The following is a 24,401-nucleotide window of genomic DNA, read 5'->3' on the forward strand; positions in this document are numbered from 1 at the left end:
TCGAATGATGGGTGCCGGTTTCTAGGCCGACGGCGCGTCGTCGTCATCCTTGGGCGGGACAACGGGGGACTGGGTGGTCATGGGGTGCGAGTCGCGAGCGGTGGGGCCAACGCGGTCCTCACGGGTCGGAACGGAGTTCGGGGTTTCACCGTGCTGCAACTGTTCATGACGCAGCTGACGGTTGGCCTCGATGGCTTTCATGATGTCCTTGAACTTGGCCTCGGTCAGCGGGTAAGCAGCCATGATCAGCATGGCCCCCAGGAAGATCACGGCAGGAACCAGTCCGGCGCCCAATGCCATACCGCGAACGGTGTCCTCGGACTGAACGGTGTTGGCTGCGTCAAATCCGCTCCACGTCAGGATGTAACCGGCCACGGCCACGCCCACTGCTTGGCCCACCTTGCGGGTGAAGGAGAACGCAGAGTAGGTGGCACCTTCGGTGCGAATGCCGGTCTTGTACTCGCCGTACTCCACGGTGTCTGCTTCCAGGGCCCAGGTCATGGTGTTGAGGATGCCCATGCCCACGCCCATGAAGAACAGGCCCAGCAGGCTCAGTGCGAAGGAGTACCAGAGGAAGTTGCTGAGGGAGAACAACACGCCACCAACGGCTGCCAGAACAGCCGCGTACATGAAGCCGCGCTTCTTACCGAGCACACGGGTCACGGTGGGGCCGAACGGACCCACGTAAAGCACTGCGCCCGTGGTGATGACGATGGAAATGGTGGCCACCCATCCGGCTTCTGAGTAGCGGGTCAGCACGTAGGTGGACAGGTAAATGGTCAGCGCACCGATCACGTTCTGCGCGATCAGGTACAAGAGGGACGAACTGCACAGGCGGATCAGCGGACCGTTCTGACGAACGGTCGCAATGGTTTCCTTGAGCGTCACACGTTCGACCTCGCGGTACACGACTTCCTTGGAGGTCGCGAACGTGGTGAAGAAGAACAGCGCACCGATGATCACGAACGCCACAGCGGTGATCAGGAAGGTCGCGGCCAGGTTTTCTGCGCCCTTGATGCGCGGTGCCAGGAACAGGGAGAGCAGCAGAATGGTCGCACCGGAGCCGACCATGCGGGCCGAGGCCAAACGGGAACGGTCCACGGGATTCTGGCTCATCGCGCCGGCCAGCGAGCCGTACGGAATGTTGACCATCGAGTAGAGCAGACCCATGAGCGCGTAGCTGATGGTGGCCCACGCCAGCTTGGCACCGTAGCCGTCCACGGGGATCCAGAAGCACAGCAGGTTGGAGAGCAACAGCGGGATCGAGTACCAGATCAGGAACGGGCGGAACTTGCCCCAGCGAGTCATGGTGCGGTCCACCATGCGACCGGCGAACAGGTCCGCGAACGCGTCCCAGACCTTCACGATCATGAGGATCACACCCGCGTGATCTGCACGAATGCCCACCACGTTGGTGTAGAAGAGCAAGAGGAACAGGCCGGTCATCTGGAAGGCGATGTTGCATCCGGCGTCGCCCAGGCCGTAACCGAAGAGGGTCTTGGGCTTGAGGTGCGGTTTGTTGATCGCCGGTATTTGCGATGTTGCTGGGACTGACATTTAAGGCTCCTTTGCCTGTGTGCCGATCCGCGCCCTGCGGCGCTGGTTCAAAGGTCAGCGAGGGGTTTTTCACCCTTGGTTACACCCAGCTTCCACCCGCGGGGCCGGGGAGCACGCGTGGTTTCCGGGAGTTGCCAGAGCCACGCCCCTGGTGGCTTGACGACGCCGCTCGGTCGCCTCGACAGCCAAACGGCCCCGGCACGTGCCGGGGCCGTCTCGGTGCGACCTTTCACTGGTCAGCGTCGACTGTAAGAACGAATGATCAACGCAGCTCGTTCACCAATCCGTTGATCTGATCCACCACGTCCTCCTGCTGCGCGAGTTCCGCATCCAGTACGGCAATGAGCGCGCGAACTCGCTCATCCGCGGGCTTCTGGCTCGCCTCCAACACGAGTTCGGAACGGGCATCGGACACCTCCGTGCGGCCGTCGAGGTAGGCGAGCCATGCCGCAATGGCGCGGGCCGCGGCGGTTCCGGGACGACCGGCTTCACGCTCGGCCTTGAGCACCGGCACGGCGCGCATCTGCAGTTTGGTGGAGCCGTCCATCGCGATCTGCGCCAGGTTGTGCGCGATCCGCGGATTGGAGAACCGGTCCAGCAATGCGTCGCGGTAGTCGGGGATGTCGAGTCCCGGCGTAGTGAGGTGCTGGGCTGCTTCGTCCCAGAATTCCTCAACCCACGCGCGGCACACGGGGTCGCCGATGGCCTCGGCCACGGTCGCGTGCCCGCGCAGCTGCCCGGCGTAGGCCATGAGCGAGTGCGAGCCGTTGAGCAACCACAGTTTGCGTCGCTCGAAGGGTTCGATGTCCGCCACGAACTCCGCCCCGGCCTTCTCCCAGTCCGGGCGGCCCGCGGGGAATTCGCCCTGTAGTACCCAGCTACGGAACGGCTCGGTCACCACGGGCACCTGATCCGTGTAGCCGGTTTCCCGAGCCACGTCCGCCAGCACCGAATCCTCGGTACGCGGGGTGATGCGGTCGATCGAGGTGGCCACGAAGGACACGTTTTCCTCGACCCACGCACCTAGCTCCGGGTCAACGGCGGCGGCCAGTCCCTGGATCGCGTTGTGCGCGGCCACATCGTTGGCGGACAAGTTGTCGCACGAGACCACGGCCAGGCCGCCGGCGTTCTGACGACGTCGCTCGGCCAGTCCCACGACCACCTTGCCGGCCATCGTGGCCGGGACGCCTGCCTCGGACAGGCCGAACGCGCCGTCGGCGAATGAGGCATTGAGCGTTTCGAGGTCGGCGGCTACAGCGGACTGCGCGGCGTCAAACGCGAGGCCTTCGCCCAAGTTGTAGGCGGCTTCGGTCACGGTAATGGTCAGCACTGCGGTGCTCGGCGCGGCCAGCAGTTCCCACAGCCGGGACACGTTTTCGGCGGGGTGGGCCTCGACGATGCCATTGATCACCTCGTACTCGTCACTGTCGGGGCCGCGTTCCACCAGCGTGTAGAGCCCGTCCTGGGATTGCAGGGCATTAGCGAGATCTGCCGAGCGCCCCGAGAAGGAGGCGTAGCCCCATTGGGGGTGAGCGGCGTCGTCCTCGGAATGCTGGGTGTACCAGAGCTGGTGCGCGCGGTGGAATGCGCCCAGGCCAATGTGGACCAGGCGCGGCTGCGGGGCCGGGGGCATGTCCACGGTGCTGCGGTTGAAGGGGCGCGGTTCGGTGGTGTTTGAGGTGGTCACAGCTTGAAAACCCTTCTGGGAGCGGCGTCGACGAGATCCACGATGATCTCGGCGGCGCGATCCTCACTGATGCGGTGTTCGGCCACGTACTTGGCCAGGAAGGAGGCCTCGGTGCGGCGGGAGGCGTCGTGACGGGCCGGGATGGAGCAGAACGCGCGGGTGTCGTCGATGAACCCAGATGAGCGTGAGAAGCCCGCGGTGCCGGTGATCGCGGAACGCCAGCGGAACATGGCGTCCGGTTCGTCGATGAACCACCACGGCGCGCCCACGTACACGGACGGGTAGAAGCCGGCCAGCGGCGCGATCTCGCGGGAGTAGACGGTCTCGTCGATCGTGAACAGGACGAAGTGGAAGTCCTCGCGATTGCCGAAATCCCCGAGCAGCGGTTGCAGACCACGGGTGTACTCCATGGCGAAGGGGATGTCGTGGCCGGTGTCCGCACCGAACTTGTCGAACGTTTCGGGGGAGTGGTTACGGTAAACACCCGGGTGAATGGTCATGACCAGGCCGTCCTCCACGGACATCCGCGCGAACTGGTAGGTCATGTGGGCCTCGAATGCGTTGGCCTCTTCGACAGTGGCTTCGCCGCGCAGGCCCTTCTCGAACAAGCGGGCGGCTTCTGCCGGATCCAACTTGAGGGTGTTGGCATTGAGCGTGCCGTGATCGGCAGAAACGGCGCCGCGGTCGATGAAGTACGTGCGGCGGTTCTCCATCGCGCGGATGTAGCCCTCGTAGCCGGTGCGGCCTTCGCCGGCGGTGTCGATGAGCTTTTGCGCCTTGTCCTCGAAGCCGGCGCCGTGGAACTTCACATAGGCGTCCGGGCGGAAGGTGGGCAGCACGCGACCCGAGAAGGAACTGTCCGCCGCGATCTGCTCGTGGGCGGAGAGATCGTCCAGGGGGTCGTCCGTGGTGGCCATGACCTCGAGCTTGAATTTCTCGAACAGTTCGCGCGGGCGGAAATAGGGTTGCTCCACGATCTTCTGGAGTTGGTCGTAGATCTCGTCAGCGTTGGCCTCGTTGATCTTGGAGTCATCGATGCCGAATACGTTGACGAACTCGGACCGCAGCCAGTAGCCGGAAGCCGTGCCGTCGTAGAGGTGCCAGTTGCGGCAGAAGATCCGCCAGGCCTCACGCGGGTCGGCGCCGTTGCTCTTGCCCACGTTGAGGTCGGAGAGGTTCACGCCGTTGGCGTGCAGCAACCGGGTCACGTAGTGGTCCGGGCTGATGAGCAGTTCCGTGGGGTCCGGGAACGGGGTGTTGTTCGCGATGATCCGGGCATCCACGTGCCCGTGCGGAGAGACGATCGGCAGGTCCTCGACCTGCTTCAGAAGGTTGCGGGCGATGCTCCGGGTGCCCGGGTCAGCCGGCAACAATCGGTCAGGGTGGGCTGCTATCGACGTTGACATACCCCCATCCCAGCCGCGAAAACCGGCTCGGGCAATGGGTTGCCGTGAGTTGCTGAGTTTTTCAGCCGTCCAGCAGGGGCAGTGCGCTGGATTCGCGGACGACCAGTCGGGATGGTACCACCACGGGTTTCGACGCCGTGTGCGTGGCTCCTCGAACCATGGCCAGGAGATTCTGCACGGCCGTGGCACCGATCGCGTGCATGGGTGCGGCAACGGAACTGAGTGACGGGCTGATCAGGTCCAATTCCTGAACGTTGTCGAAACCCACCACGGCCACGTCCTGCGGGATCCGCACGTTGTGTTGGCGCAGCTCGCGCAGGAACCCCATGGCCATGAGGTCGTTGTAGAGGACGACCGCGGGTGCGCGGTGGTCGAGCCAATGCTGAGCCGCCCTGCGACCACCCGCCGAGGTGGGTTCGAACGGTCCCATGCGGTGGACTTTCAGCTCAAGTTCCAGGGCGGATTCCCGCAGCGCCCGCCACCGCATACCGTCCGACCAGGAGGCCTCCGGGCCAGCGGCGTAGAGAATATTCCGCCTCCCGCATGAAGCAAGATGTTCGGCGGCTCGGCGCATCCCCCGGGCATTGTCCGGCACCACGGACGCCACTCCGTTCACCGCCCGGTTGGCCACCACCGTGGGCTTCTGCTTGGCCATCATGCGGATCGCGGAATCGGACATGCGAGAACTCGTCAGCAGTACACCGTCCACCATGGGAAGAGTGCGCTCGATGATGTTTCGCTCCACGCGGTCGTCCTCGTGCGTGTTGTTCAGCAGCACGAGATACCCGGCCTCCGACGCCGCTTCCTCCGCGCCGCGAATCAGCTCGAAGAACACGGGGTTGGAGATGTCCGCGAGCATTAACGAAATCATCTTGGTGCGGCGCTCGCCGTCCAGTCCCGCACGGTTGGCGGACTTGACGCGGTAACCCAGTTCCTCGGCGGCCGCGCGAACTTTCTGAGCGGTATCGAACGAAACCCGGCCGGGGCGTGCAAAGGTGCGCGAAACGGTGGAGGGTGCGACGCCCGCGTGCCGAGCGACGTCGTAAATAGTGGGCGCGATGATCGGAGATGCCTGTGGGTCCCGATGATCTGCGCTCATACTCTCGATTGTCATGAGTCGCCGCGGGGGTGTCAAAGGCCGGACAACTCCATTTAATTGGTGATCCAACCCATCCACGCTTAGCATGCATCTTGTATCTAAGCGCCGATGACCGGGGAGAACTGTGCCAACCAACGCAGCGGAATGCGCGTATGCGCACGCGAAGGCGCGCATCTTGTCCGGAGAACTGGATGGCGAACTTCTGTCCGAAGGAACGGTGGCGGAGGAACTCGGGGTCTCTCGCACTCCCGTGCGCGAGGCGTTCCTGCGGTTGCAGGCCGAGGGCCTCATGCGGCTCTACCCCAAGCGGGGTGCCCTGGTCGTTCCGGTGGGTCCGTCCGAGGCGCGCGAAGTGATCGAAGCCCGCCGGGTCGTCGAATGCGGATGCGTGGCCGCGGCGCTGCGGGACCCTGCGTTGCCCGCCACCCTGAATGAGCTACTCGAGCAGCAATCTCAGGCAGTTGGCACGGAGCGGTTCACTGAGCTGGACGCCGCCTTCCATACGGCCATCATCGAGGCCGCTGAGAACTCACTGCTCAGCTCCTTCTACTCGGGGCTGCGTGACCGGCAGATGCGGCTGATCGCCACGGCCGTTCGCACCGTGGATGAAAAAGCCTCCGAGATTCTGGATCAGCACCGCGACATCGTTCGCGCCGTTGAAAACGGTGATGCGGAGCAAGTGCGAGCGTTGCTGTCCGATCACCTGCGCCACGTCTACGAAGGAATCGTCGAATGAGGATCAAACCCTGGAAGCGGGTGGCCGCCGGATTGTTCGCGGTCGCCTGGGGTGGCAATGAATTCACACCGCTACTGGTCATGTATCGCCATGTGGAGGGTTTCGAACAGGTCGCCGTGGATATGCTTTTGGCGGCATACGTGCTGGGCATCGTTCCGGCGCTGCTGATCGGCGGGCCGCTGTCGGACAGACACGGCCGCCGGGCACTGATGATTCCCGCGCCCATCATCGCCATGCTGGGCAGCGGCCTGTTGGCGCTGGGATCGGGCAGCCTCACCCTGTTGTTCATCGGCCGGGTTCTGTCCGGCGTGGCTCTCGGATTGGGAATGGCCGTGGGCACATCGTGGGTCAAGGAACTCTCCGGGCGCCCGTACGAATCTCACCCTGAAAAGGTGTCCGGTGCACGCCGAGCGTCCCTGTCCCTGACCGCCGGCTTTGCCCTGGGCGCCGCGGTGGCCGCCACCCTTGCCCAGTTCGCTCCTCTGCAAACGGTCCTGCCTTACCTGATCAATATTCTGATCTGCATCCCCACGGTGTTCCTTGTGGCCGGTGCGCCGGAGACGCGTGAGACCGGTCGCCACATCGGTTCCTTGTGGTCCGATTTGAAGATCCCCGCGGCCAAACAGCATCGCTTCTGGTTCGTGGTTGCACCGTCCGCGCCATGGGTCTTCGGCTGCGCGGCCTCCGGCTATGCGATCCTCCCAGCACTCATGGCGGAGGTGGTCGGGCCGGACTACGGGATCGCGTTCTCGGGCCTGTTGTGCTTGGTCTGCCTGACTTTCGGTTTCTTCATCCAACCGCTGGGCAAGCGTCTGGACCGAGACGGCTCCATCCGCTCCCTCGTGGTCGGCATGATTGCCGTGGTCATCGGCATGCTCAGCGCCGTCTTAGCATCGGCCACTTTGTCGCTGCCGGTCGTGCTGATTTCCGCGGCAATCCTGGGCTGCGGCTATGGCCTGGTACTGGTCTCCGGTCTGCAAGAGGTTCAGCGCATCGCGCGCGTGGACGACCTGGCCGGGCTCACCGCCGTCTTCTACTCACTGACCTACATCGGTTTCTTCGTGCCCATGGTCCTCGCCGTGATCTCCGAGGTCACCACCTACCCGTGGCTGTTCCTCTCCGGCGCGGTTATCGCCGTCGTCTGCCTGGGCATCATGGCGTACGGCAAGCGCCATGAGGTGCGGGAGTTGCCCGCCCGTCGGTAGCGGGGTGATTCGTGGTTCCCTATTACTGATTTCCGTCTCGGATTCGGTAATAGGGAACCCTAAATCCTCACGCCAGAATCAGAGCCAACGCGCCTCGCACCATGACGACGACGCCGCCCACCGCCGCCAGCGTCATCGCCAGTTTGGAGGCCGCGGCCTTGTCCAAGCGACGTGAAAGCCACGTGCCAACGGTGATGCCCACGAAGATCGTGGCAATGAGGGAGCCGAAGGCCACAAACACCGGGACCGGGAGCACAAACGGCACCCCCGCGATCAGTTTGGAACCCACGGACAATGCGCCCAGGGACATGAACACGGGTTGCATGGTGGCGGCGAATCGCAGCTGATCCCAATTGGTGATGCGTGAGTACACGACCATTGCCGGAGCGGCGACGCCCGCCGTAGAGTTGAAGAATCCACCGATCAGGCCGGCCGGTACCACGGCTTTGCGCTGTTGCACGTCACCGGTGCTCCGGGAGAACTTGGTGATGGCCAGGGCCAGCAGAACCACTGCGCCCACTCCGATCTGAAGCCACTCTGCAGAGACCCAACTGACCACGAGCGCCCCGAGGATGACTCCGGGCAGGGCCGCAGCGATCAGGATGGCCGCGTGCTTCCATTCGACCATCCGCCGCACGGACAACGTGATCATGAACCCCGAACACACCGTGGCCGCGTTGGTCACCAGCACGCCAGTGGCCGGGCCCATCAGCAGGGACAACACCGGAGCTACGACCAACCCCACGCCCATACCTGAGACCCGTTGCAGGATGCTGCCCACCAGGACAGCGATCAGTGCGGCGGTGAGGATGAGCATGGGGCACTTTCTACGGGTGAATCGGCTGCTCCGAGCCTACATCTGAGTTTGCGCCGCTCCGTGCCTTCCGCACCAGGACGAACCCACCCCAAACAGCTAGCAGCGAGGCAACCAGCAGCAGTCCGGCGTCGCCCAGATCGACATTCGCGAGCCACGAGGTGACCGGGTCGCTCAGCCCGAACGCAGTGTTGAGCACCCCGCCCAGTGTGATCACCGAGATGAACAGTGCGGCCGCCGCAGAGAGCCCCGTGATCGCGGTGTTGAAGCCCAGCTTGCGAGCGGGATCGCGCCAGGCCGACCGGTACATACGCAGCACGGCCAGTCCGTTGAGCGAGTCACACAGGCACATGCCCGCGGCGAAGAAGAACGGCAGCGACAACAGCGTCCACCCGGACACTCCCGCCACGGACGCGGAGACTGTCAGGACTAAGAGTGAAATGGTGCTGGCGGTATCGAAACCGAGCCCGAACAAGAACCCCAGCGTGAAGATGTTGCGCGGCCGCTGCACCCGGGCCAGCGGTTTGGCCATCACCCGCGAGACCAGGCCCTGAGCGTGCAGATCCTCCTCACCCACCGCGTAGCCGTCGCGTACGCGCCGCCGCAGCCTCCAACTGTGGGCGCACGCACCCGCGTTGTACAGGCCGATCAGCAGCAGGAACACCCCGGACACCGTTCCGCCAATGATCCCCAGAGTCGTGTTCGCCGCGGTCCCTTCGGAGATGAACGAGGACACGAACGTCGCGCCGAGCACCACCAGAATTCCGGCCAGAATCACCACGGAACTGTGTCCCATGCTGAAGGCCAGGCCCACGCTCGCGGGCCGTTTTCCCTGACCGACGAAGCGCCGCGTGGAGTTGTCGATCGCGGCAATGTGGTCCCAGTCGTAGCTGTGCTTCACGCCGGTCAGGTAACAGGTGATGACCAGGCCGATGGCCAGGGGCACCGAGCCGCCCAGGCTTCCCAACCCCCATAGCCCCAGCGCTACCAAATGAAGCAGCGCCACGGCACCCATAGTGCACAGCACACGCGTGCGGAACGGCCAATCGTCCACCGATGGGCGGCCCACAGCGGGGTTCAAAGTCGAGAGTGCAGACACGGAATTCTCCTGTTCAGTACTTACGAAGATTGACGGCGCCCTGCCCGAACCAGCGCTCGCGCAGCAGATTGCCCACGGCCTCGATGGCCTCGGAGACCTCGGGCGTTGAACGGCCCAGGACACGCACGGCCATACCGGGCACGGGCGTTGCGGTGGCACCGGCTCGAAGGTGGCCGGAGCGTTCGGTGAGCAGGGTGCGGACGTCGGCCAGAGCAGCGTCGTCGGCGCGGGGATCGATCACCAGAAGCGAGCCGACGTGCGTGTAGCCCTCGAAGAATCCGAGACCGTCGAGCCCCTGAGCGCCGGGTTCCAGCACCAAGTTGTCGACCGCCACGGGCCGCCCCGCCATGCTCACGCGGGTGCGCAGGCGGACGCGGTCGTAGCGGAACGGCTCGCCGGTGGGGGACCAGCCGGGCGTGACCACGTCCGCGAGCACGAGGCTCGCCGACGGCTCTATGGCCACCCGCGTGATCTGGTCGTAGCGCGTCTCCCGATAGGCGATCAGCTGGTCCGGCAGGTATTCGAGCCGGCTGTCGGGACTGAGCCGCACGTCCGTTTCCTGCAGCGTGTGGTCGTGCGGCGAGCGATAAACCTTGGTCGCCGATTGCGTGGTCAGCAGCAGGTCCGCGCCCGGCTCGAGAACCAGGGTCGTGCGGTAGCGGTCGCCGTCCAGATACCCGCCACCGGGATTGACCACCGCGTAGGTGACCTGCCCGGACGCGTCCAGATAGTGCGGCCGCAGCACCCGCAGCGAGCCCCGGTGGAACTGCCGCACGGCCACGGATCGCCCGGCTCGCGGGGCCACGGTCAAGTCCAGCTCGCCACGCCAGGTGCCATTTTCCACGGACGACGACGCCGCTCGCGCCGGGTCCTCGGGTTCGTTCCGGTCCGTGGGCGGTGCGTTCAGATCTTCGGCAAGAGTCGGGGAACTCATGCCAAATCCAGCATGAGTACGTCGTGACGCAGCCACTGGATGACATGCTCCAGACCTTCGTCGGTCTTGAGATTGGTGAAGCAGAAGGCCTTGTCACCGCGGAAGTCTTTGGAATCCGACTCCATGACGGACAGATCCGCGCCCACGTGGGGTGCCAGGTCCGTCTTGTTGATGATGAACAGGTCGGACTTGATCATGCCCTGGCCGGCCTTGCGGGGGATCTTTTCACCCTGGGCCACGTCGATGATGTAGATGGAGAAATCCACCAGCTCGGGGCTGAACGTGGCGGAGAGGTTGTCGCCGCCGGACTCCACGAAAATCACGTCCAGGTCAGGGTGCTCGGCCTCCAGCTTGTCGATGGCCGCCTGGTTCATGGAGGTGTCTTCGCGGATAGCGGTGTGTGGGCAGCCGCCGGTTTCCAGACCGATGATGCGGTCCAGGGGCAGCACGCTGTTCTGCGAGAGGATCTTGGCGTCCTCGATCGTGTAGATGTCGTTGGTGATCGCGGCCAAGGACATCTCATCGCTCAGGGCACGGGTCAGGCGTTCGATCAGCTGAGTCTTACCCGCTCCGACGGGTCCGCCGATGCCGACTTTGATGGCGTTCATGGTGTGAATCTCCTTGCGATGGGTCTGCGAAGTGCTGGGTGGGTGGTGAGTCGGTGATCAGCTCATGAACATGCGGGCCCGCTGGGTCTCGTGCTGCATCTGGGCGATCTCCAGTCCGGGAGAGACGGCCCCCAGATCGTCGAGCGTGAGCTGGGCAATCCGGGCCTCCGCTCGGGTGACATGACTACGCATGACCCCCAGGACCCGCTGCCCTGCGTTCTGGCCGATGGGGATTCCGCGCACTGCGTTCTGCATCAATGCAGTGACCGTGGAGAACAAATAGGCGCTCACCAGTGACGTAGCTGGAACGCCGTGGTCCGTGCCTATCAGCCCGAATGCAATGGCCTGGTGACCGTGGCATGTTCCAGCGTCAACCAGCGCCGCGTAGCTCTCCAGGCAGGGGCCGGGCAGGGACAGCCGGCCGATGTCGAGCAGCCGCTTACCCATGGTCAGTCCGGCCTGCCTGACCTGTGAGGGCAGGGCCTGGGCGTACATGAGGCCGTCCAGTTCGATCAGAAAGTCGATGCCACTTTGAGCATCCTCGCCAGTGCCAGTGCCAGTGCCAGTGCCAGTGCCAGTGCCAGTGCCAGTGCCAGTGCCAGGCGCAGCGCACGCCTCCGCCGTCAATCGCACGGCCAGCCCGTCCGCGTAGACCAACTGGTGATCCACGAACTGCGCGAGCCACTCCTGGAACGTGGCCTCGTCGTGCACGGTGCCCCTCTGGAGGTACGTCTCCATACCAAAGGTGTGTGCGAACGCGCCCGTGGGGAGGGCGGAATCGCACAACTGGAGGAGCGTGAGTAAGGGCTCGTGCGGCGTCGTCGAACTGAGCATGAAAAGTCCTAGTGCGTGTGCTCGGCGTGCCGGAACGGAACGGGCATCACGCGGTCCTGGCGCTGATAGGGGACCTGCTGGGCGTCCAGGTAGTCGGCCACGGTGTGATCGAACTGGACGACCATGACCTGAGCGCCGTACTCGGAGGAGGCATCGAAGAACTGGGCCTGCAAGTGGCGGTTGCCCAGCGCATGCGCGGTCACGCCCATTTCGGTGATGGAGCGCGGCGCGATGACCAGCACGTCTGTGGCTTCCACGGACACCGCGACCACGCCGGATTCATCCCGGAGCAGGATGTCCCCGTCCTTCAGATCGCCGTCCCGGCCGTGCGGGGAATTCAAGCGCAAGCCAAGGGTGCGGCCGTGATCCGTGGTGACCCGCTGGATGCGCTTGACCAGGTCGGCGCTGGGCAGGACCACTTTCTCTACGTGGAGACTCTCGCGTTCGGCGGGCGGCAGATCGGCCACGTTGCCGATCACCTGTTCAACGATCATGGGTGGTTCCTTTCAAAAGTTGTCGGGGAATGGCCCGAAAAATCGAGCCGGAAAGCGGGGGCTAGAAGAGGAAATAACGCTGCGCCATGGGTAACTCGTCCGAGGGCTCACAGGTGATGGTCTGGCCGTCCACGCGTACCTCGTAGGTTTCCGGGTCCACCTCGAGCTGCGGGGTTTCACCGTTGAAGGGGAGGTCCGCTTTCCGCAGGGATCGGATCCCGTGCACGGGTTCCACCATTTTTCGCAGCCCCAACTGATCGGGCACCCCAGCGTCCACGGCGGCCTGGGACATGAACGTGATCGACGAGTAATACACCGCCGAGCCCAACGCGCCAAAGGCGTTGCGCATCAACTGCGGCTGCGGCGTGGGGATCGAGGCGTTCGGATCACCCATGACCGAGCTGGCGATCTGCCCGCCCTTAAGAATCAGGGCTGGTTTCACCCCGAAGAACGCGGGATCCCACAACACCAGATCCGCCAGCTTGCCGACTTCCACGCTGCCCACGTGCCCTGAAATCCCGTGGGTGAGCGCCGGGTTGATCGTGTACTTGGCGATGTAGCGCTTGAGCCGAGCGTTGTCCCCGCGCTCGCTGTCACCGGGGAGCTTGCCGCGCTGCTTCTTCATCTTGTCCGCGACCTGCCACGTCCGTAGCACCACCTCGCCCACCCGACCCATGGCCTGTGAGTCAGAGCTCGTGATGGAAAAAACGCCCATGTCCTGCAGGACGTCCTCCGCGGCAATGGTCTCCGGGCGGATCCGAGAATCCGCGAAAGCTACGTCCTCCGGGATATCTGGATTGAGGTGGTGGCACACCATGAGCATGTCCAGGTGCTCTTCCTCGGTGTTGCGCGTGAACGGCAGCGTGGGATTGGTGGACGCCGGCAACACGTTGGGCATGCCCGCGATCTTGATGATGTCCGGGGCATGCCCGCCGCCCGCGCCCTCCGTGTGGTACGTGTGAATCACGCGCCCGGCAATGGCATTGATGGTGTCCTCCACGAACCCGGCCTCGTTGAGCGTGTCCGTGTGGATGGCCACCTGAACGTCGTATTCGTCCGCCACGCGCAGCGAGTTATCGATCGCCGCCGGCGTGGAACCCCAGTCCTCGTGCACCTTCAGTCCGATCGCCCCGGCCTCGATCTGTTCGGCCAGGGGTTCGACGGCGCTCGCGTGCCCCTTCCCCAGGAAGCCCACGTTCATGGGGAAGTTCTCCACTGCTCGCAGCATGTTGGCCAGGTGCCACGCGCCCGGTGTGACGGTCGTGGCCTTGGTGCCTTCCGCCGGGCCTGTGCCGCCGCCGATCATGGTGGTGATCCCGGAATTCAGCGCGGTGCCGAATTGCTCCGGACTGATGAAGTGGATGTGCGAATCGATCCCGCCCGCGGTGAGGATCTTCCCCTCGCCGGAAATGGCTTCCGTGGCGGGGCCGATCGTGAAGTCCACCCCGTCCATGATGTTGGAGTTCCCGGCCTTGCCGATGGCTATGATCCTGCCATCCCGCAGGCCGATGTCCGCCTTGTAGATACCGGTGTAATCGAGCACGATCGCGTTGGTGATCACGGTGTCGGCCACGGGTAGATCACCGGGAGCGCCGTCGCGCGTGGCCTGGCCGTTCAGACCCATACCCTCGCGCATGACCTTGCCGCCACCGAAGATCGTTTCGTCGCCGCGGACCGTGTGATCCGCCTCGATCTCCAGGAACAACTCGGTGTCAGCCAGGCGGATGGCATCCCCGGTGGTGGGGCCGTACAACCCGGCGTACTGCTGCCGGGACATCTCGAAACTCATGGGGATCCTTGCCTAGTCGAGGGGGCCGTTGACTGCGTTGCGGAAACCGTGGACGGCGCGTGCGCCCGCCATGGTCACCAGGCGCACGGTTTTCTGGTCGCCGGGTTCGAAGCGCACGGCGGTGCCGGAGGGGATGTCCAAGTGGAAACCGCGAGCGGCCTCGCGGTCGAAGTCCAGCGCCGCATTGGCCTCGTAGAAGTGGAAGTGCGACCCCACCTGAACCGGGCGGTCACCGGTGTTGGTAACCTCCAGTTCCACGGTGGGGCGGTCCGGATTGCACAGGATGGGTTCGTCGGAGAGCAGGTATTCGCCGGGGATCACGGGGAGTCCTTATCGGATGGGGTCGTGGACGGTCACGAGCTTGGTGCCGTCCGGGAAGGTCGCCTCCACTTGGACGTCGTGGATCATCTCCGGGATGCCCTCCATGACGTCTTCGCGGGTCAGGATGGTGGTGCCCCAGCTCATGAGGTCCGCCACCGTGCGGCCGTCACGGGCGCCCTCGAGCAGCTCGTAGCTGATGATCGCCACGGCCTCGGGGTGGTTCAGTTTGAGACCGCGCGCTTGGCGGCGTCTGGCGAGGTCCGCGGCCACGACGATCATGAGTTTCTCGTGCTCGCGCGGTAGCAGGTGCATGGTGGCTCCGTGGTTCATCCGTGGTTTAAGGGTCGAGCGCGGCGAGCTCACGTTGTGAGCTCCACCTACCGCTCGGTTCGATGACCATGTTGTTAGACCCATGAGTCAGAAAAAGCACCGTTGTGTTTCGTGCGTGTTAAATGGCGGCCGGTCCATCAATTAGGCGATGCATCAGCGGACCCTCGCGCTCGGTACGCTGGCCGTGTGGTTGAACAGAGTCAGTGGATGAAACAGGTCGAGGCCAACCCCGGGCACTCACAGTGGTACATCGAGCGGTTCCGGCAGCTGGCCGCCGCCGGTGACGACATCGTGGGCGAGGCTCGGTTGATCGACGCCATGGTGGGCCGCAGCTCCCGGGTTCTGGACGCCGGTTGCGGCCCCGGACGCAACGCCGGTTACCTGCATGCGGTGGGGCACGGCGTCGTCGGCGTGGACGTGGACCCGGCCCTGATCGAGGCCGCGCGCGAGGACTACCCCGGCCCCGACTACGTGGTTTCCGACCTCGCGGAAATGGACCTTCCGGCACACGGTATTGCCGAACCCCTGGACGCGATCCTCTGCGCGGGCAACGTGATGACGTTCCTCGCGCCGAGCACGCGGGTCGAGGTGCTGCGACGCTTCGCATCCCACCTTGCTGAGGACGGTCGCGCGGTGATCGGCTTCGGCGCGGGCCGCGGCTATCCATTCCAGGAATTCTTCGACGACGCCGCCGCGGCCGGTCTCGAGCCGCAGCTCCGGTTGTCGACCTGGGACCTGCGCCCGTTCAGTGAAGACAGCGAGTTCTTGGTGGCGGTGTTGGGCAAGCGGGCGGGCTGATCTGGCCTTACCCTTACTCCAGACACATTGCTTCCCACCGAATTGAGGAACGGTCATGGCTGTTGGGTTGGCCGCATTACTGGATGACATTGCCGCTCTCGTGAAGTTGTCGGCGGCCAGCGTTGACGACGTCGCTGCGGCGGCCGGTCGCGCGAGCGCGAAGGCCGCGGGCGTCGTCGTGGACGATGCCGCGGTGACCCCGCGCTACGTGCACGGCGTGGATCCCAAGCGGGAGCTCCCGATCATCTGGACGATCACCAAGGGTTCCCTGCGCAATAAACTGCTCTTCATTCTCCCGGCGCTGCTCCTGCTGAGTGAGTTCGCACCGTTCCTGCTCACGCCGTTGCTGATGCTCGGCGGCACGTACCTGTGCTTCGAAGGTGCGGAAAAGGTCTACGAGCACTTCTCTAAGAAGGACCATGCGCCCGAGGAGCCCGCCACGGAGCGGGGCCCCGAAGCCGAGAAGAAGGTGACGTCCGGCGCGATCCGCACCGACTTCATCCTCAGCGCCGAGATCATGGTGATCGCCCTCAACGAGGTGGCCGCCGAAAGCATCTGGGCGCGCGCCGCGATCCTTATTGTCGTGGCTATCGGAATCACCGTGGCTGTGTACGGCTTTGTCGCGCTGATCGTGAAGATGGACGACATCGGTTTGTCCATGGCCAAGCGTGAATCCGAAGGTGCGCAGAAATTCGGCTTGGCGTTGGTCAAGGCCATGCCGTGGGTGCTGAAGATCATCTCGGTTGTGGGCGTCTTCGCCATGCTGTGGGTGGGCGGCCACATCATCCTGGTGGGTATGGACGAGCTGGGCCTCACCGCTCCCTACGAATGGGTTCACCATCTGGCCGAGCCCGCCCACCACGTCGCCGGCGTCGGTGGTGCGCTCGCGTGGCTAATCGAGACGTTCTTCTCGCTCCTGCTCGGCCTGATCTGGGGCGCCATCATCGTGCTCATCGTGCACCTGCTGCCGTTCGGCAAGAAGGGCCACGGCGACTCGGAGGGCCACAAGGGTTCCGAGAAGCACGCGGATTCGCACGCTGAGGACGCACCCAAGGTCGGCACGACCAACGACGACGCCGCTGGTGCTGGCTCGACTGCCTATCGCGCGGGTTCGGATGGGGAGACTCCCGTGAAGGATTGATCACGCTAATCACCGTGATCATGTAAAAAACTCCACCCAACGCGTGGCCCGTAGAACGAAATGTGAGATTTATCGTGACAGGGGTCACGCCTTGTGTTTTGATGGGGGCGTTCATCCTGCCCGATCTTCGGAGTCCCCATGCACATCCCCACTGCTTTCGACAGCGGTTCAACGGATATCCTGGCCGCAGCCAACACACCTATCTTGTGGATCTGCGCCCTGGGTGTCTTTGCCGTCATCATCGTTCAGACCCTGATTTACGTCCGTGCGGTCCGGCAGGCCGCACCCGCCGTGGGCATGACATCCGACGAACTCAAGACCTCGTTCCGCGCCGGCGCGGTCTCGGCCATCGGGCCGTCGCTGGCCGTGGTACTCGTGGCGGTTGCGTTGCTGACCGTGTTCGGCACGCCCGCTGTCTTGGTACGCATCGGCCTGATCGGCTCCGTCTCTTACGAAACCGCCGCCGCCAGTATCGCCGCAGGAACATTGGAGGCCGAGCTGGGCGGGCCCACCTACACGCAGAGCGTGTACGCCATGGCATTCATGGCCATGAGCCTGGGCGGCGCCATGTGGATGCTCGCCACACTGATTTTCACGCCCATCCTCAAGCGCGGTGACGCCAAGTTGCGCAGCGTGAATCCGGCCGTGATGACTGTGGTTCCCGGTGCGGCCATGCTTGCCGCGTTCTTCGCCCTCGGTTTCGCCGAGCTGCCCAAGTCCGGATATCACGTGGTCGCGTTCTTCTCCTCGGCGGCCGTGATGGGCGCGTGCCTGTTCCTGGCCAAGCAGCTCAATCTCAAGTGGCTGCGCGAATGGGCCCTGGGCATCGCCATCCTGACGGCCCTCGTGCTGACTTACGTGGCTGTCTCCTCCGGGCTGTTCGCGGCCTGAACCGGTTTCTGAGATCCCAAAGGACTAACTCATGACTACAGTGACCGGCCACGACGCCGCTCTCCAGACTTTCGACCGCACCACCTCCCGGTGGGGTCGCCTCACGATGATCGTGGGACTCATCTTCTCGCTCGCCGGCCCGGTTTATCTGGTGTTTTTCAGCGGTTTGGAAGTGGACCAGACCAAAATCCTCACCGCCTTCCTGGCGATTGCCGGAACGTTTGCGGTGATTTGGATCGTGGAACCGCTGACGTATTACCCGGTCCTTGGGCAGGCCTCGATGTATCAGGCCTTCATGATCGGCAACATCTCCAACAAATTGCTGCCCTCCGCGCTGATCGCGCAGTCTGCAGTGAACGCCAAGCCGGGTACCCGCCGGGGCGAGTTGGCCGCGGTTATGGCCATCAGCGGTGCGGCCATGGTGCACTTATTCTCGCTGCTGATCTTTGTTGGCTTCATGGGTACGTGGCTCGTGAGCGTGATCCCGGAGGACGTCACCAAGGTGGTACAGACCTACATCTTGGCCTCCGTGCTGGGTGCCGTGGTCGTCCAGGCCATCGTCTCGCTCAAGCAGCTGCGCGCCACGATCATTGCCATCGTGGTGTCGGCCTCGGTCGTGTTCCTCCTGATTCCGGCCATCCCGGCGCTGGCGTTCTTCAGCACGGCCATTGCCGTGATCGCCACCGCCGTGTTGGCATGGTTCCTGAGGGACCGCTCCGCGCGCCTCGTGGACGACTCCGAGGACGCCCAGCTTGCCGATACCCACAATCGTTAGGAATCGCTTTTCATGACCGTTCAGTCGCTCGAACTCACCGATGACCTCCGGAATCGCATGCATGAGCTCTACCGCGAACTTCACGCGGCACCGGAGCTGTCCATGCAGGAACACCGCACCGCGGAGTTGATCGAGGATCGCTTGACCGCGCTGGGAATCGAGAATTTCCGCTGTGGTGGGAGCGGCGTCGTCGGCGTGCTGAAGAACGGGGACGGGCCCGTGGTCGCCTTCCGCGCGGACACGGACGCCCTGCCCCTGGCCGAGGACACCGGCGTGGAGTACGCGAGCACGGCAACGGGCCAGCTTGACGACGGCACCGAGGTGCCGGTGATGCACGCGTGCGGGCACGATACGCACATGTCAGCGGCGCTCGCGGCGGCAGAGATCTTCGCTGGCGCCACGGACGCGTGGTCCGGGACCATCGTGTGGATCTTCCAGCCGGGTGAGGAAACCGCGGCCGGCGCCAAGGCGATGCTCGAGGACGGGCTGTGGGACAAGGCGCCCAAGCCCGAGGTGGTTTACGGTCAGCACGTGATGCCCTCGCTGGCCGGGACCATCAACTACTCGGTGGGCGATGCCATGGCTCTGGCGGATTCGTGGAAGATCACGATTCACGGGCATGGTGCCCACGCGTCGCAGCCGCAGGATTCCACCGATCCCATCGTGCTGGGCGCGCACATGATCACGCGCATCCAGACGGTGGTCTCGCGCGAGATCGATCCGCGCCGGGCCGCGGTGGTCACGATCGCCACGTTCCACGGCGGGTTGAAGGAGAACATCATCCCGGGGTCCGCGGAGTTCACCCTGAACGTGCGCACGTTCGATCCGGCGATCCGCGAGATGGTGCTGGCGTCCTTGCGCCGAATCATTTCCGCAGAAGCCGCGGCGTCCGGTGCTCCCGAGCCCACCATTGAGGTGCTGTCGCAATTTCCTCGTAATTACAACAATCCTGAGGCCACCGCTGCGGTGATTGACGAATTCAAGCGGGAGCTCGGTGAGGATTCCGTGATCGAGGTGGAGCCGATGATGGGCTCGGAGGACTTCGGCGCGCTGGCCGAGGCCATCGACGTGCCCTCCGTGTTCTGGATGTTCGGCGGTCACCCTGCTGAGGTCATGGAAGGCGACGGTCCTGTTCCCGTGAACCACTCGCCGTTCTTCGCACCGGTCATGGAGCCCACGCTGTCCACCGGGGTCAAGGCCGCGGTCACCGCCTTGGCTTCGCGGGTGGGGAAGTAGCGTGCCCGAATGTCGACGACGCCGCTCGTCACCCTTCCCGGGTCATGGCCAGATAGCGGGCGCGGGCTTCGGTGTCGTGCTTTTCCAGCGCGTAGCGAAGGGCGGTGCGAGGCAAAGTGGCAGCGTGCTCATTGAGGAACGCGTCGAGGAGGACACGGTTCTTGTTGCCCACTTCGCGCAGCATCCACCCGACCGCTTTGTGCATGAGGTGGTGCGGGTCGGTCTTGAGCTTGGCCGCATACCTGAGGGCCTGGTCGTGGTGGCCCAAGCGGATCTGGCCGAGCGTGGAGACCATGGCCATGCGACGTCGCCAGAGAACGGGGGAGTCTGCTAAGTCGTTGAGAATCGCAGCCGCCTTGTCTGTCGGCTGCACGAGTAGCCAGGGCCCCAACGTGTACGGAACCACTGTGTCCACGAGATCCCAATTGTTGAGGCGATCAGCCTTGGCCAGAAGCAGTTGGATGACGGCGTCCTTGTCGGCCCGAGAGGGCTTGAACAGCTCAACGAGCAGGATGGCGCCCAGCAGGCGCACCTCGTGAATCTCGTGATCGAGTAGGACAGCGGCGTCGTCCAAGGTGGCTTGCTTCCTAGCCTCCCTGGCCAGTGATCGGATGGCGGGAACTCGGACTCCTACGAACTGGTCACCTTCGCCGTAGCCGCCGGGCACCGCCTGGAGATACTTCGCCTTGGCTTGGGCGTCCCGTTGGTTGCCCATGCTGATGAGCGTCTCGATCAGTTTGGTGGGCAGATCGGCCGAGGGAGTGTTCACGCAAAGGAGCGTAGCGGTTCCCCAGTTATCTGGAGCCAATTCCGCTTGAACCTTCCCTGTCCGAGCACATGGGAGAGCCGTTAGTGTGGCGTTATGGACGCTCAAATGCCGCACAACATCGAACAGGTTCGCGCCGCGATCGACAACATCGACGCGCAGCTGATCTCACTTCTCGCCGAGCGGCAGTCCTTCGTGACTCGCGCCGGAGAAGTCAAAGCCGGTCAGGGCATTCAGGACGCCCACGACCCTGAACGCGTGGAGTCGATTCTGCGAGCACGCCGCGAACAGGCACTCGATGCAGGCTTGGACCCTGAGGTTGCCGAGCGGATCTGGAAGGAACTCCTGGCAGCGTTCACCGACTATGAACAGAACGCTGCACGGTAAAGCCATCCGTGGCTGTGGGCTGCAACCTGATCGACGATAATGCCGAAAAGATCGAAGATCTTGGTCGCAACGTCTATCAGAATACGGTGGCCCAAAAAGGCGGGTCGTAGCGTTCATCAGAGTGCACTCAGGCTCAACCGCGGTCACCACCGGCAACGAAACCGCCCGGCCCACCCGCGCGAGGGAGCGCGAGGTGGCCGGGCGGCGTCGTCGTGAAGGCCGAACTCAGTGAGCGTGGGGCATGTCGTGACTCGGCAGGTCCCCGGGCTGGCCGGGCTGCTCGGGGCCGACTCGGAACGGGCGCATCATCTCGTTGTCCTCGTGCTCCAGCAGGTGACAGTGCCACATGTACTGGCCCGGGGTGGTGAAGCGCATGCGCAGCCGGATCATTTCGCCCGGGTAGACGAACACGGTGTCCTTGCGACCGGTTTCACCCGGCAGCAGCGGGGTCTCGGGTCCCATTTCCATGACGCCGGTGTCCCAGTTGTACCAAATCATGCGGCGCTCGAGGATCTCGAAAGCGGTCTCATGAATGTGGATGGGGTGGGGTACCGGGGCGTCCTGGACCAGGTTGTAGATCTCCCAATCCTCCACGTCACCGGGCTGCGGGTTCTCCGTGACGGGATCACTCCACATGGTGTCCTGGATGTGCATTTTGCCGCCGGGTTCACCGTGCAGCACCCCCAGCATGGTGTGCGAGGCGTAGGGTGCGGGGTCCTCGTTGACGTTGTGGAAGCTCATGGTCGTGGCCAGGCGCCGCGTGCGCACGGGCGCCGGGAGCTTGGGCTGAGGCTTCATCTTGAGGTAACGACCTGGCGTGGACGTGTCGACACCCCAGTACGGAACCACATCGAAGGCCATGACCTTGCCGGTGGTGTTCGGATCTGCCGGTGGGAACACCACGTCGCGCTCCTCGAACGGGTACAGCTTGACCCGCGGTTCCTCACCGTTCTCCGCGGGGCGACCGCCCGGGAAGAACGCGTCGGGCCCAACGTTGCGCAGCGTGTAGCGACCGGTGCGCACGTTGGTGAAGTCAACGAGCAGCTCGTTGCGCTCGGCCGGGGCCAGAATCACGCGGCCGCGGCGCCAGCCCTCAAGCTGCATGATGTTGACCTTCTCGTCCAGGTAACCGCCGTCGTTGGCGACCTGCCACACCTCCACGCCCGGGATGCCCCGGAAATCCAGGTACAGGGTGCGCGAACCACACGCGTTCAGAAAACGCATGCGATAACGACGCCGCTCCACACGTTGGTACGGCCACGTCTGACCGTTGACCACCATGGTGTTGCCGAAGAACTCGGGCACCCAGTTGGGCGGGATGCCCGGCTCCTCCGGGTAGAAGGGTCCCTGGTAGCCGTCGAAGAACGACCTGGAAGACGGGTAGAACAGGGAGCCGTCGTTGTTGAACGAACGGTCCTGAATGGCCAGGGCGAGGTCCGCACCGGGGTTCGGCGAGTTCTGTCCGTACACGTTGCTGGGGCCGGCTGGTGCGCGGGCGGTGCGTCTGGTGCGGGAATCCAGCACCTCGTACTCCAGACCGCGCATCAGGTAGAAGCTTGCAGCACCCGCGTAGACGGTGAGACGGGTGAGGCCCAGCGCGTGGTCGTGGAACCACAGGCTGGTGGCGCGGTTGGTGTTGGGGTAGGTCACCGTCTGGTGTCCCTCGCCCCAGTCCACGCCGGTTTCGCGGCGGTGCTTTTCCTTCAGGAAGTCCCACCACCGGCCGTACTTTGCGTGGCCAGCGGGAATGTTATTGGCACGGGGAAGGTACCAGGCCTCCGAATAGCCGTCGGAGTGGTCCTTGACCGCCAACGCACCGTGCAAGTGGGTCACGATCGGGACCGGCCCGGTGTAGTCCGTGTACTGGGTTTCCGGGTCCGTGTACTTGTCCGGCGTGACATAGCGGCGGCCCTCGAGCGTGGGCTTGATGTCCGTGCTGACCAGGCCCTCGTGGCCGGGCTCCTGCGGCACGTTGGCCCAGTGCAGGGAACGGTCCACGGCAAAGAGATGCGGCAGGTAACGGCCGTAGCGATCGACCAGTTCGTTGGTCCACTTGATCTGTACGGGCCGGTTCTGCAGCGCCGAGATGCTCAGACCAGGTGACGTGAAAGCGGAATCGGAACCACCTGTCGGCCCATAGGCCCACACGGTGGTCTTGGGCATTCCGGTCGGAAGCATCTGCTGTGTCGTTTGTTTCATCGAGATCTCGTAGTAATCGGCCGTTCCGTACGGAGTGGACCGGGTGCCCTTACGAGGCAGGATCTGCGGAACCGTCAACCGGTTCACGAATTGCCGGATGTTCGTAGCGGGCAGGCTGCCTCCCGGAATCTCCGCGCCCACAGCTTCCGGCATACCGTTGGCGCCATACACGTAGAGCGCCAAACCACCGGCCGCGGTGGATTTGAAGAACAAGCGACGAGACAATTCCATGAGAAAGCCCCTCCCCAATCAGTGCTGTAGTTTCTCCCCCAGAATTGGCAGCGGATCAAACTGCCCACATGAATTTTAGGGTCTGGGGGACACGCAGAGCAGGGCCAGGGGAGCGCACATATGGCCACAAAATGGGTCTGGTCAGGGGTTGGGCAAATGTGCAGTCGGGACGATTCAACGAGGAGATTCCAATGTCGAAGAGCAGCGCCACGAACTCAGACTGGGAAATCGACGAGTTCGACATTCCCGGCTATCTCAGCGCTCTTGACATCACCCCGGGGCCACCGAGCCTGGGCCTACTCGAGCAACTGCACCGCGCCCACATGTTCACGTTCCCGTTCAGCAACGTGGAAGTCCTGCTCGGTGACCACCCGGGCGTGAAGCCGGCGACCGTGGGCACCCAACTCGTGGAGCGGCGTCGTGGGGGCTACTGCTTCGAGCACTCCCAGTTATTCGCCGCCGCGCTCGAAACGCTGGGATTCAGCGTGCGGCGCGCGCTCGGCCGCGTGCGCGCCTTGGCGAGCCCGCGCACGCACATGACCGTGCTCGTGGACGTCGACGGCGTTCGCTACCTGTGCGACCCAGGGTTCGGGTTCAGCGTGACCGGCCCAATTCCACTGGTCGAAGGGGCGGTGCGCGACGAAGGGGACCGGGAGTTCTCCATCGGTCGGATTGAGGATGAGGGCTGGCCACTGTGGGCCTTCCAACGAGATGGCGAGATGGAGCACGTGCTGGATGAATCCACCGTTCATGCCGCTGACGTGAGTATGGGGCATCTGAAAACCTCCACGGACCCGGAATCGGTGTTCCTCAACCACCTAATGGTCATGAAGCACACGCCGGAGGGACACGTGACGGTCACCGAGACGGGCATGACTGTCCGAGTACCCGGAAAACCCACGGTTCAGGAGTCGTTAGAACCGGGCCAGGTGGTGGTAAACGTGCGCGCTTTGGGAGTCGCGCTGACCGACCAGGAAGCGGAGCAGCTGATTCAGATTGTGGCGCGGCTCAGGGGCTGACAGGACCCGGGCGCGGTGTTCGCTGTGAGATTACTTACTGAATGG

At 64.1% G+C, this 24,401-nt stretch carries 24 protein-coding genes; 9 read left to right on the top strand and 15 right to left on the bottom strand.

The window, feature by feature from the left end:
* Nucleotides 1-21 precede the first annotated feature (21 nt).
* The 4 genes from CKW39_RS13345 to CKW39_RS13360 form a co-directional block, all read right to left on the bottom strand.
* Nucleotides 22-1,557 (bottom strand): glycoside-pentoside-hexuronide (GPH):cation symporter, encoded by a 1,536-nt coding sequence (locus CKW39_RS13345; RefSeq protein ID WP_095798616.1) that lies wholly within the window; start codon nucleotides 1,555-1,557, stop codon nucleotides 22-24.
* 262 nt (nucleotides 1,558-1,819) lie between these two features.
* A complete protein-coding gene (locus tag CKW39_RS13350; protein ID WP_254049427.1) occupies nucleotides 1,820-3,244 on the bottom strand; it encodes a mannitol dehydrogenase family protein in 1,425 nt (474 codons plus the stop codon).
* Entirely contained in the window at nucleotides 3,241-4,650 is a 1,410-nt protein-coding gene (gene uxaC / locus CKW39_RS13355) for a glucuronate isomerase (RefSeq protein WP_095798617.1), read from the bottom strand. Before uxaC ends, CKW39_RS13350 begins: the two co-directional genes overlap by 4 nt.
* Before the next feature lie 61 nt (nucleotides 4,651-4,711).
* The gene (locus CKW39_RS13360; protein WP_173674335.1) at nucleotides 4,712-5,749 is read right to left on the bottom strand and encodes a LacI family DNA-binding transcriptional regulator; all 1,038 of its coding nucleotides are present in this window, start codon (nucleotides 5,747-5,749) and stop codon (nucleotides 4,712-4,714) included.
* A gap of 124 nt (nucleotides 5,750-5,873) precedes the next feature.
* Between CKW39_RS13360 and CKW39_RS13365 the strand changes: the two genes are divergently transcribed.
* Together CKW39_RS13365 and CKW39_RS13370 are read left to right on the top strand one after the other, a co-directional pair.
* Complete coding sequence (locus tag CKW39_RS13365; protein WP_095798619.1) at nucleotides 5,874-6,485, top strand: GntR family transcriptional regulator; 612 nt, start codon at nucleotides 5,874-5,876, stop codon at nucleotides 6,483-6,485.
* Nucleotides 6,482-7,690: an MFS transporter gene (locus tag CKW39_RS13370; RefSeq protein ID WP_095798620.1), complete on the top strand. Its 1,209-nt coding sequence runs from the start codon at nucleotides 6,482-6,484 to the stop codon at nucleotides 7,688-7,690. Before CKW39_RS13365 ends, CKW39_RS13370 begins: the two co-directional genes overlap by 4 nt.
* A 67-nt stretch (nucleotides 7,691-7,757) precedes the next feature.
* Here the strand turns inward: CKW39_RS13370 and CKW39_RS13375 are convergent, their stop codons facing one another.
* From CKW39_RS13375 to CKW39_RS13415, 9 genes are all read right to left on the bottom strand, one after another.
* Entirely contained in the window at nucleotides 7,758-8,507 is a 750-nt protein-coding gene (locus CKW39_RS13375) for a sulfite exporter TauE/SafE family protein (RefSeq protein ID WP_095798621.1), read from the bottom strand.
* A gap of 10 nt (nucleotides 8,508-8,517) precedes the next feature.
* Entirely contained in the window at nucleotides 8,518-9,603 is a 1,086-nt protein-coding gene (locus tag CKW39_RS13380) for a HoxN/HupN/NixA family nickel/cobalt transporter (RefSeq protein ID WP_371514778.1), read from the bottom strand.
* 13 nt (nucleotides 9,604-9,616) lie between these two features.
* The gene (locus tag CKW39_RS13385) at nucleotides 9,617-10,537 is read right to left on the bottom strand and encodes an urease accessory protein UreD (RefSeq protein ID WP_254049428.1); all 921 of its coding nucleotides are present in this window, start codon (nucleotides 10,535-10,537) and stop codon (nucleotides 9,617-9,619) included.
* Nucleotides 10,534-11,145 carry an urease accessory protein UreG gene (ureG, locus tag CKW39_RS13390; RefSeq protein ID WP_016996236.1) on the bottom strand — a complete coding sequence of 204 codons (612 nt, stop codon included), beginning with the start codon at nucleotides 11,143-11,145 and terminating at the stop codon, nucleotides 10,534-10,536. The genes CKW39_RS13385 and ureG overlap by 4 nt, the downstream gene beginning before the upstream one ends.
* A 57-nt stretch (nucleotides 11,146-11,202) precedes the next feature.
* Nucleotides 11,203-11,979, bottom strand: a complete 777-nt coding sequence (locus CKW39_RS13395; protein WP_173674336.1) for an urease accessory protein UreF — start codon at nucleotides 11,977-11,979, stop codon at nucleotides 11,203-11,205.
* Nucleotides 11,980-11,987: 8 nt separating this feature from the next.
* Complete coding sequence (ureE, locus tag CKW39_RS13400) at nucleotides 11,988-12,473, bottom strand: urease accessory protein UreE (RefSeq protein WP_095798622.1); 486 nt, start codon at nucleotides 12,471-12,473, stop codon at nucleotides 11,988-11,990.
* Between the two features lie 61 nt (nucleotides 12,474-12,534).
* On the bottom strand, nucleotides 12,535-14,262 hold the full coding sequence (ureC, locus tag CKW39_RS13405) for an urease subunit alpha (RefSeq protein ID WP_095798623.1): 1,728 nt from the start codon (nucleotides 14,260-14,262) through the stop codon (nucleotides 12,535-12,537).
* A gap of 12 nt (nucleotides 14,263-14,274) precedes the next feature.
* Nucleotides 14,275-14,583: an urease subunit beta gene (locus tag CKW39_RS13410; protein ID WP_095798624.1), complete on the bottom strand. Its 309-nt coding sequence runs from the start codon at nucleotides 14,581-14,583 to the stop codon at nucleotides 14,275-14,277.
* A 9-nt stretch (nucleotides 14,584-14,592) separates the two neighbouring features.
* Nucleotides 14,593-14,895 (bottom strand): urease subunit gamma, encoded by a 303-nt coding sequence (locus CKW39_RS13415; RefSeq protein WP_031272590.1) that lies wholly within the window; start codon nucleotides 14,893-14,895, stop codon nucleotides 14,593-14,595.
* Between the two features lie 225 nt (nucleotides 14,896-15,120).
* On the opposite strand from CKW39_RS13415, the gene CKW39_RS13420 reads away from it, so the two are divergent.
* From CKW39_RS13420 to CKW39_RS13440, 5 genes are all read left to right on the top strand, one after another.
* Entirely contained in the window at nucleotides 15,121-15,711 is a 591-nt protein-coding gene (locus CKW39_RS13420; protein WP_202976173.1) for a trans-aconitate 2-methyltransferase, read from the top strand.
* 55 nt (nucleotides 15,712-15,766) lie between these two features.
* Nucleotides 15,767-16,852 (top strand): DUF808 domain-containing protein, encoded by a 1,086-nt coding sequence (locus CKW39_RS13425; protein ID WP_095798626.1) that lies wholly within the window; start codon nucleotides 15,767-15,769, stop codon nucleotides 16,850-16,852.
* 138 nt (nucleotides 16,853-16,990) lie between these two features.
* A complete protein-coding gene (locus tag CKW39_RS13430) occupies nucleotides 16,991-17,743 on the top strand; it encodes a DUF5058 family protein (protein WP_095798627.1) in 753 nt (250 codons plus the stop codon).
* Between the two features lie 31 nt (nucleotides 17,744-17,774).
* Nucleotides 17,775-18,518, top strand: a complete 744-nt coding sequence (locus CKW39_RS13435; RefSeq protein ID WP_095798628.1) for a hypothetical protein — start codon at nucleotides 17,775-17,777, stop codon at nucleotides 18,516-18,518.
* A 12-nt stretch (nucleotides 18,519-18,530) separates the two neighbouring features.
* A complete protein-coding gene (locus tag CKW39_RS13440; protein ID WP_095798629.1) occupies nucleotides 18,531-19,754 on the top strand; it encodes an amidohydrolase in 1,224 nt (407 codons plus the stop codon).
* A gap of 28 nt (nucleotides 19,755-19,782) precedes the next feature.
* Here CKW39_RS13440 and CKW39_RS13445 read toward each other — a convergent pair whose 3' ends face one another.
* On the bottom strand, nucleotides 19,783-20,523 hold the full coding sequence (locus tag CKW39_RS13445) for a DNA alkylation repair protein (RefSeq protein WP_095798630.1): 741 nt from the start codon (nucleotides 20,521-20,523) through the stop codon (nucleotides 19,783-19,785).
* A gap of 93 nt (nucleotides 20,524-20,616) precedes the next feature.
* Between CKW39_RS13445 and CKW39_RS13450 the strand changes: the two genes are divergently transcribed.
* Nucleotides 20,617-20,907 (top strand): chorismate mutase, encoded by a 291-nt coding sequence (locus tag CKW39_RS13450; RefSeq protein WP_216823182.1) that lies wholly within the window; start codon nucleotides 20,617-20,619, stop codon nucleotides 20,905-20,907.
* A gap of 225 nt (nucleotides 20,908-21,132) precedes the next feature.
* On the opposite strand, the gene CKW39_RS13455 is transcribed toward CKW39_RS13450, so the two are convergent.
* Nucleotides 21,133-23,337 carry a multicopper oxidase family protein gene (locus tag CKW39_RS13455; protein WP_095798632.1) on the bottom strand — a complete coding sequence of 735 codons (2,205 nt, stop codon included), beginning with the start codon at nucleotides 23,335-23,337 and terminating at the stop codon, nucleotides 21,133-21,135.
* A gap of 191 nt (nucleotides 23,338-23,528) precedes the next feature.
* Between CKW39_RS13455 and CKW39_RS13460 the strand changes: the two genes are divergently transcribed.
* Nucleotides 23,529-24,356, top strand: a complete 828-nt coding sequence (locus CKW39_RS13460; protein WP_158222955.1) for an arylamine N-acetyltransferase — start codon at nucleotides 23,529-23,531, stop codon at nucleotides 24,354-24,356.
* Nucleotides 24,357-24,401 lie beyond the last annotated feature (45 nt).

The organism is Kocuria sp. WRN011, assembly GCF_002295155.1.
Classification (GTDB): domain Bacteria; phylum Actinomycetota; class Actinomycetes; order Actinomycetales; family Micrococcaceae; genus Kocuria; species Kocuria carniphila.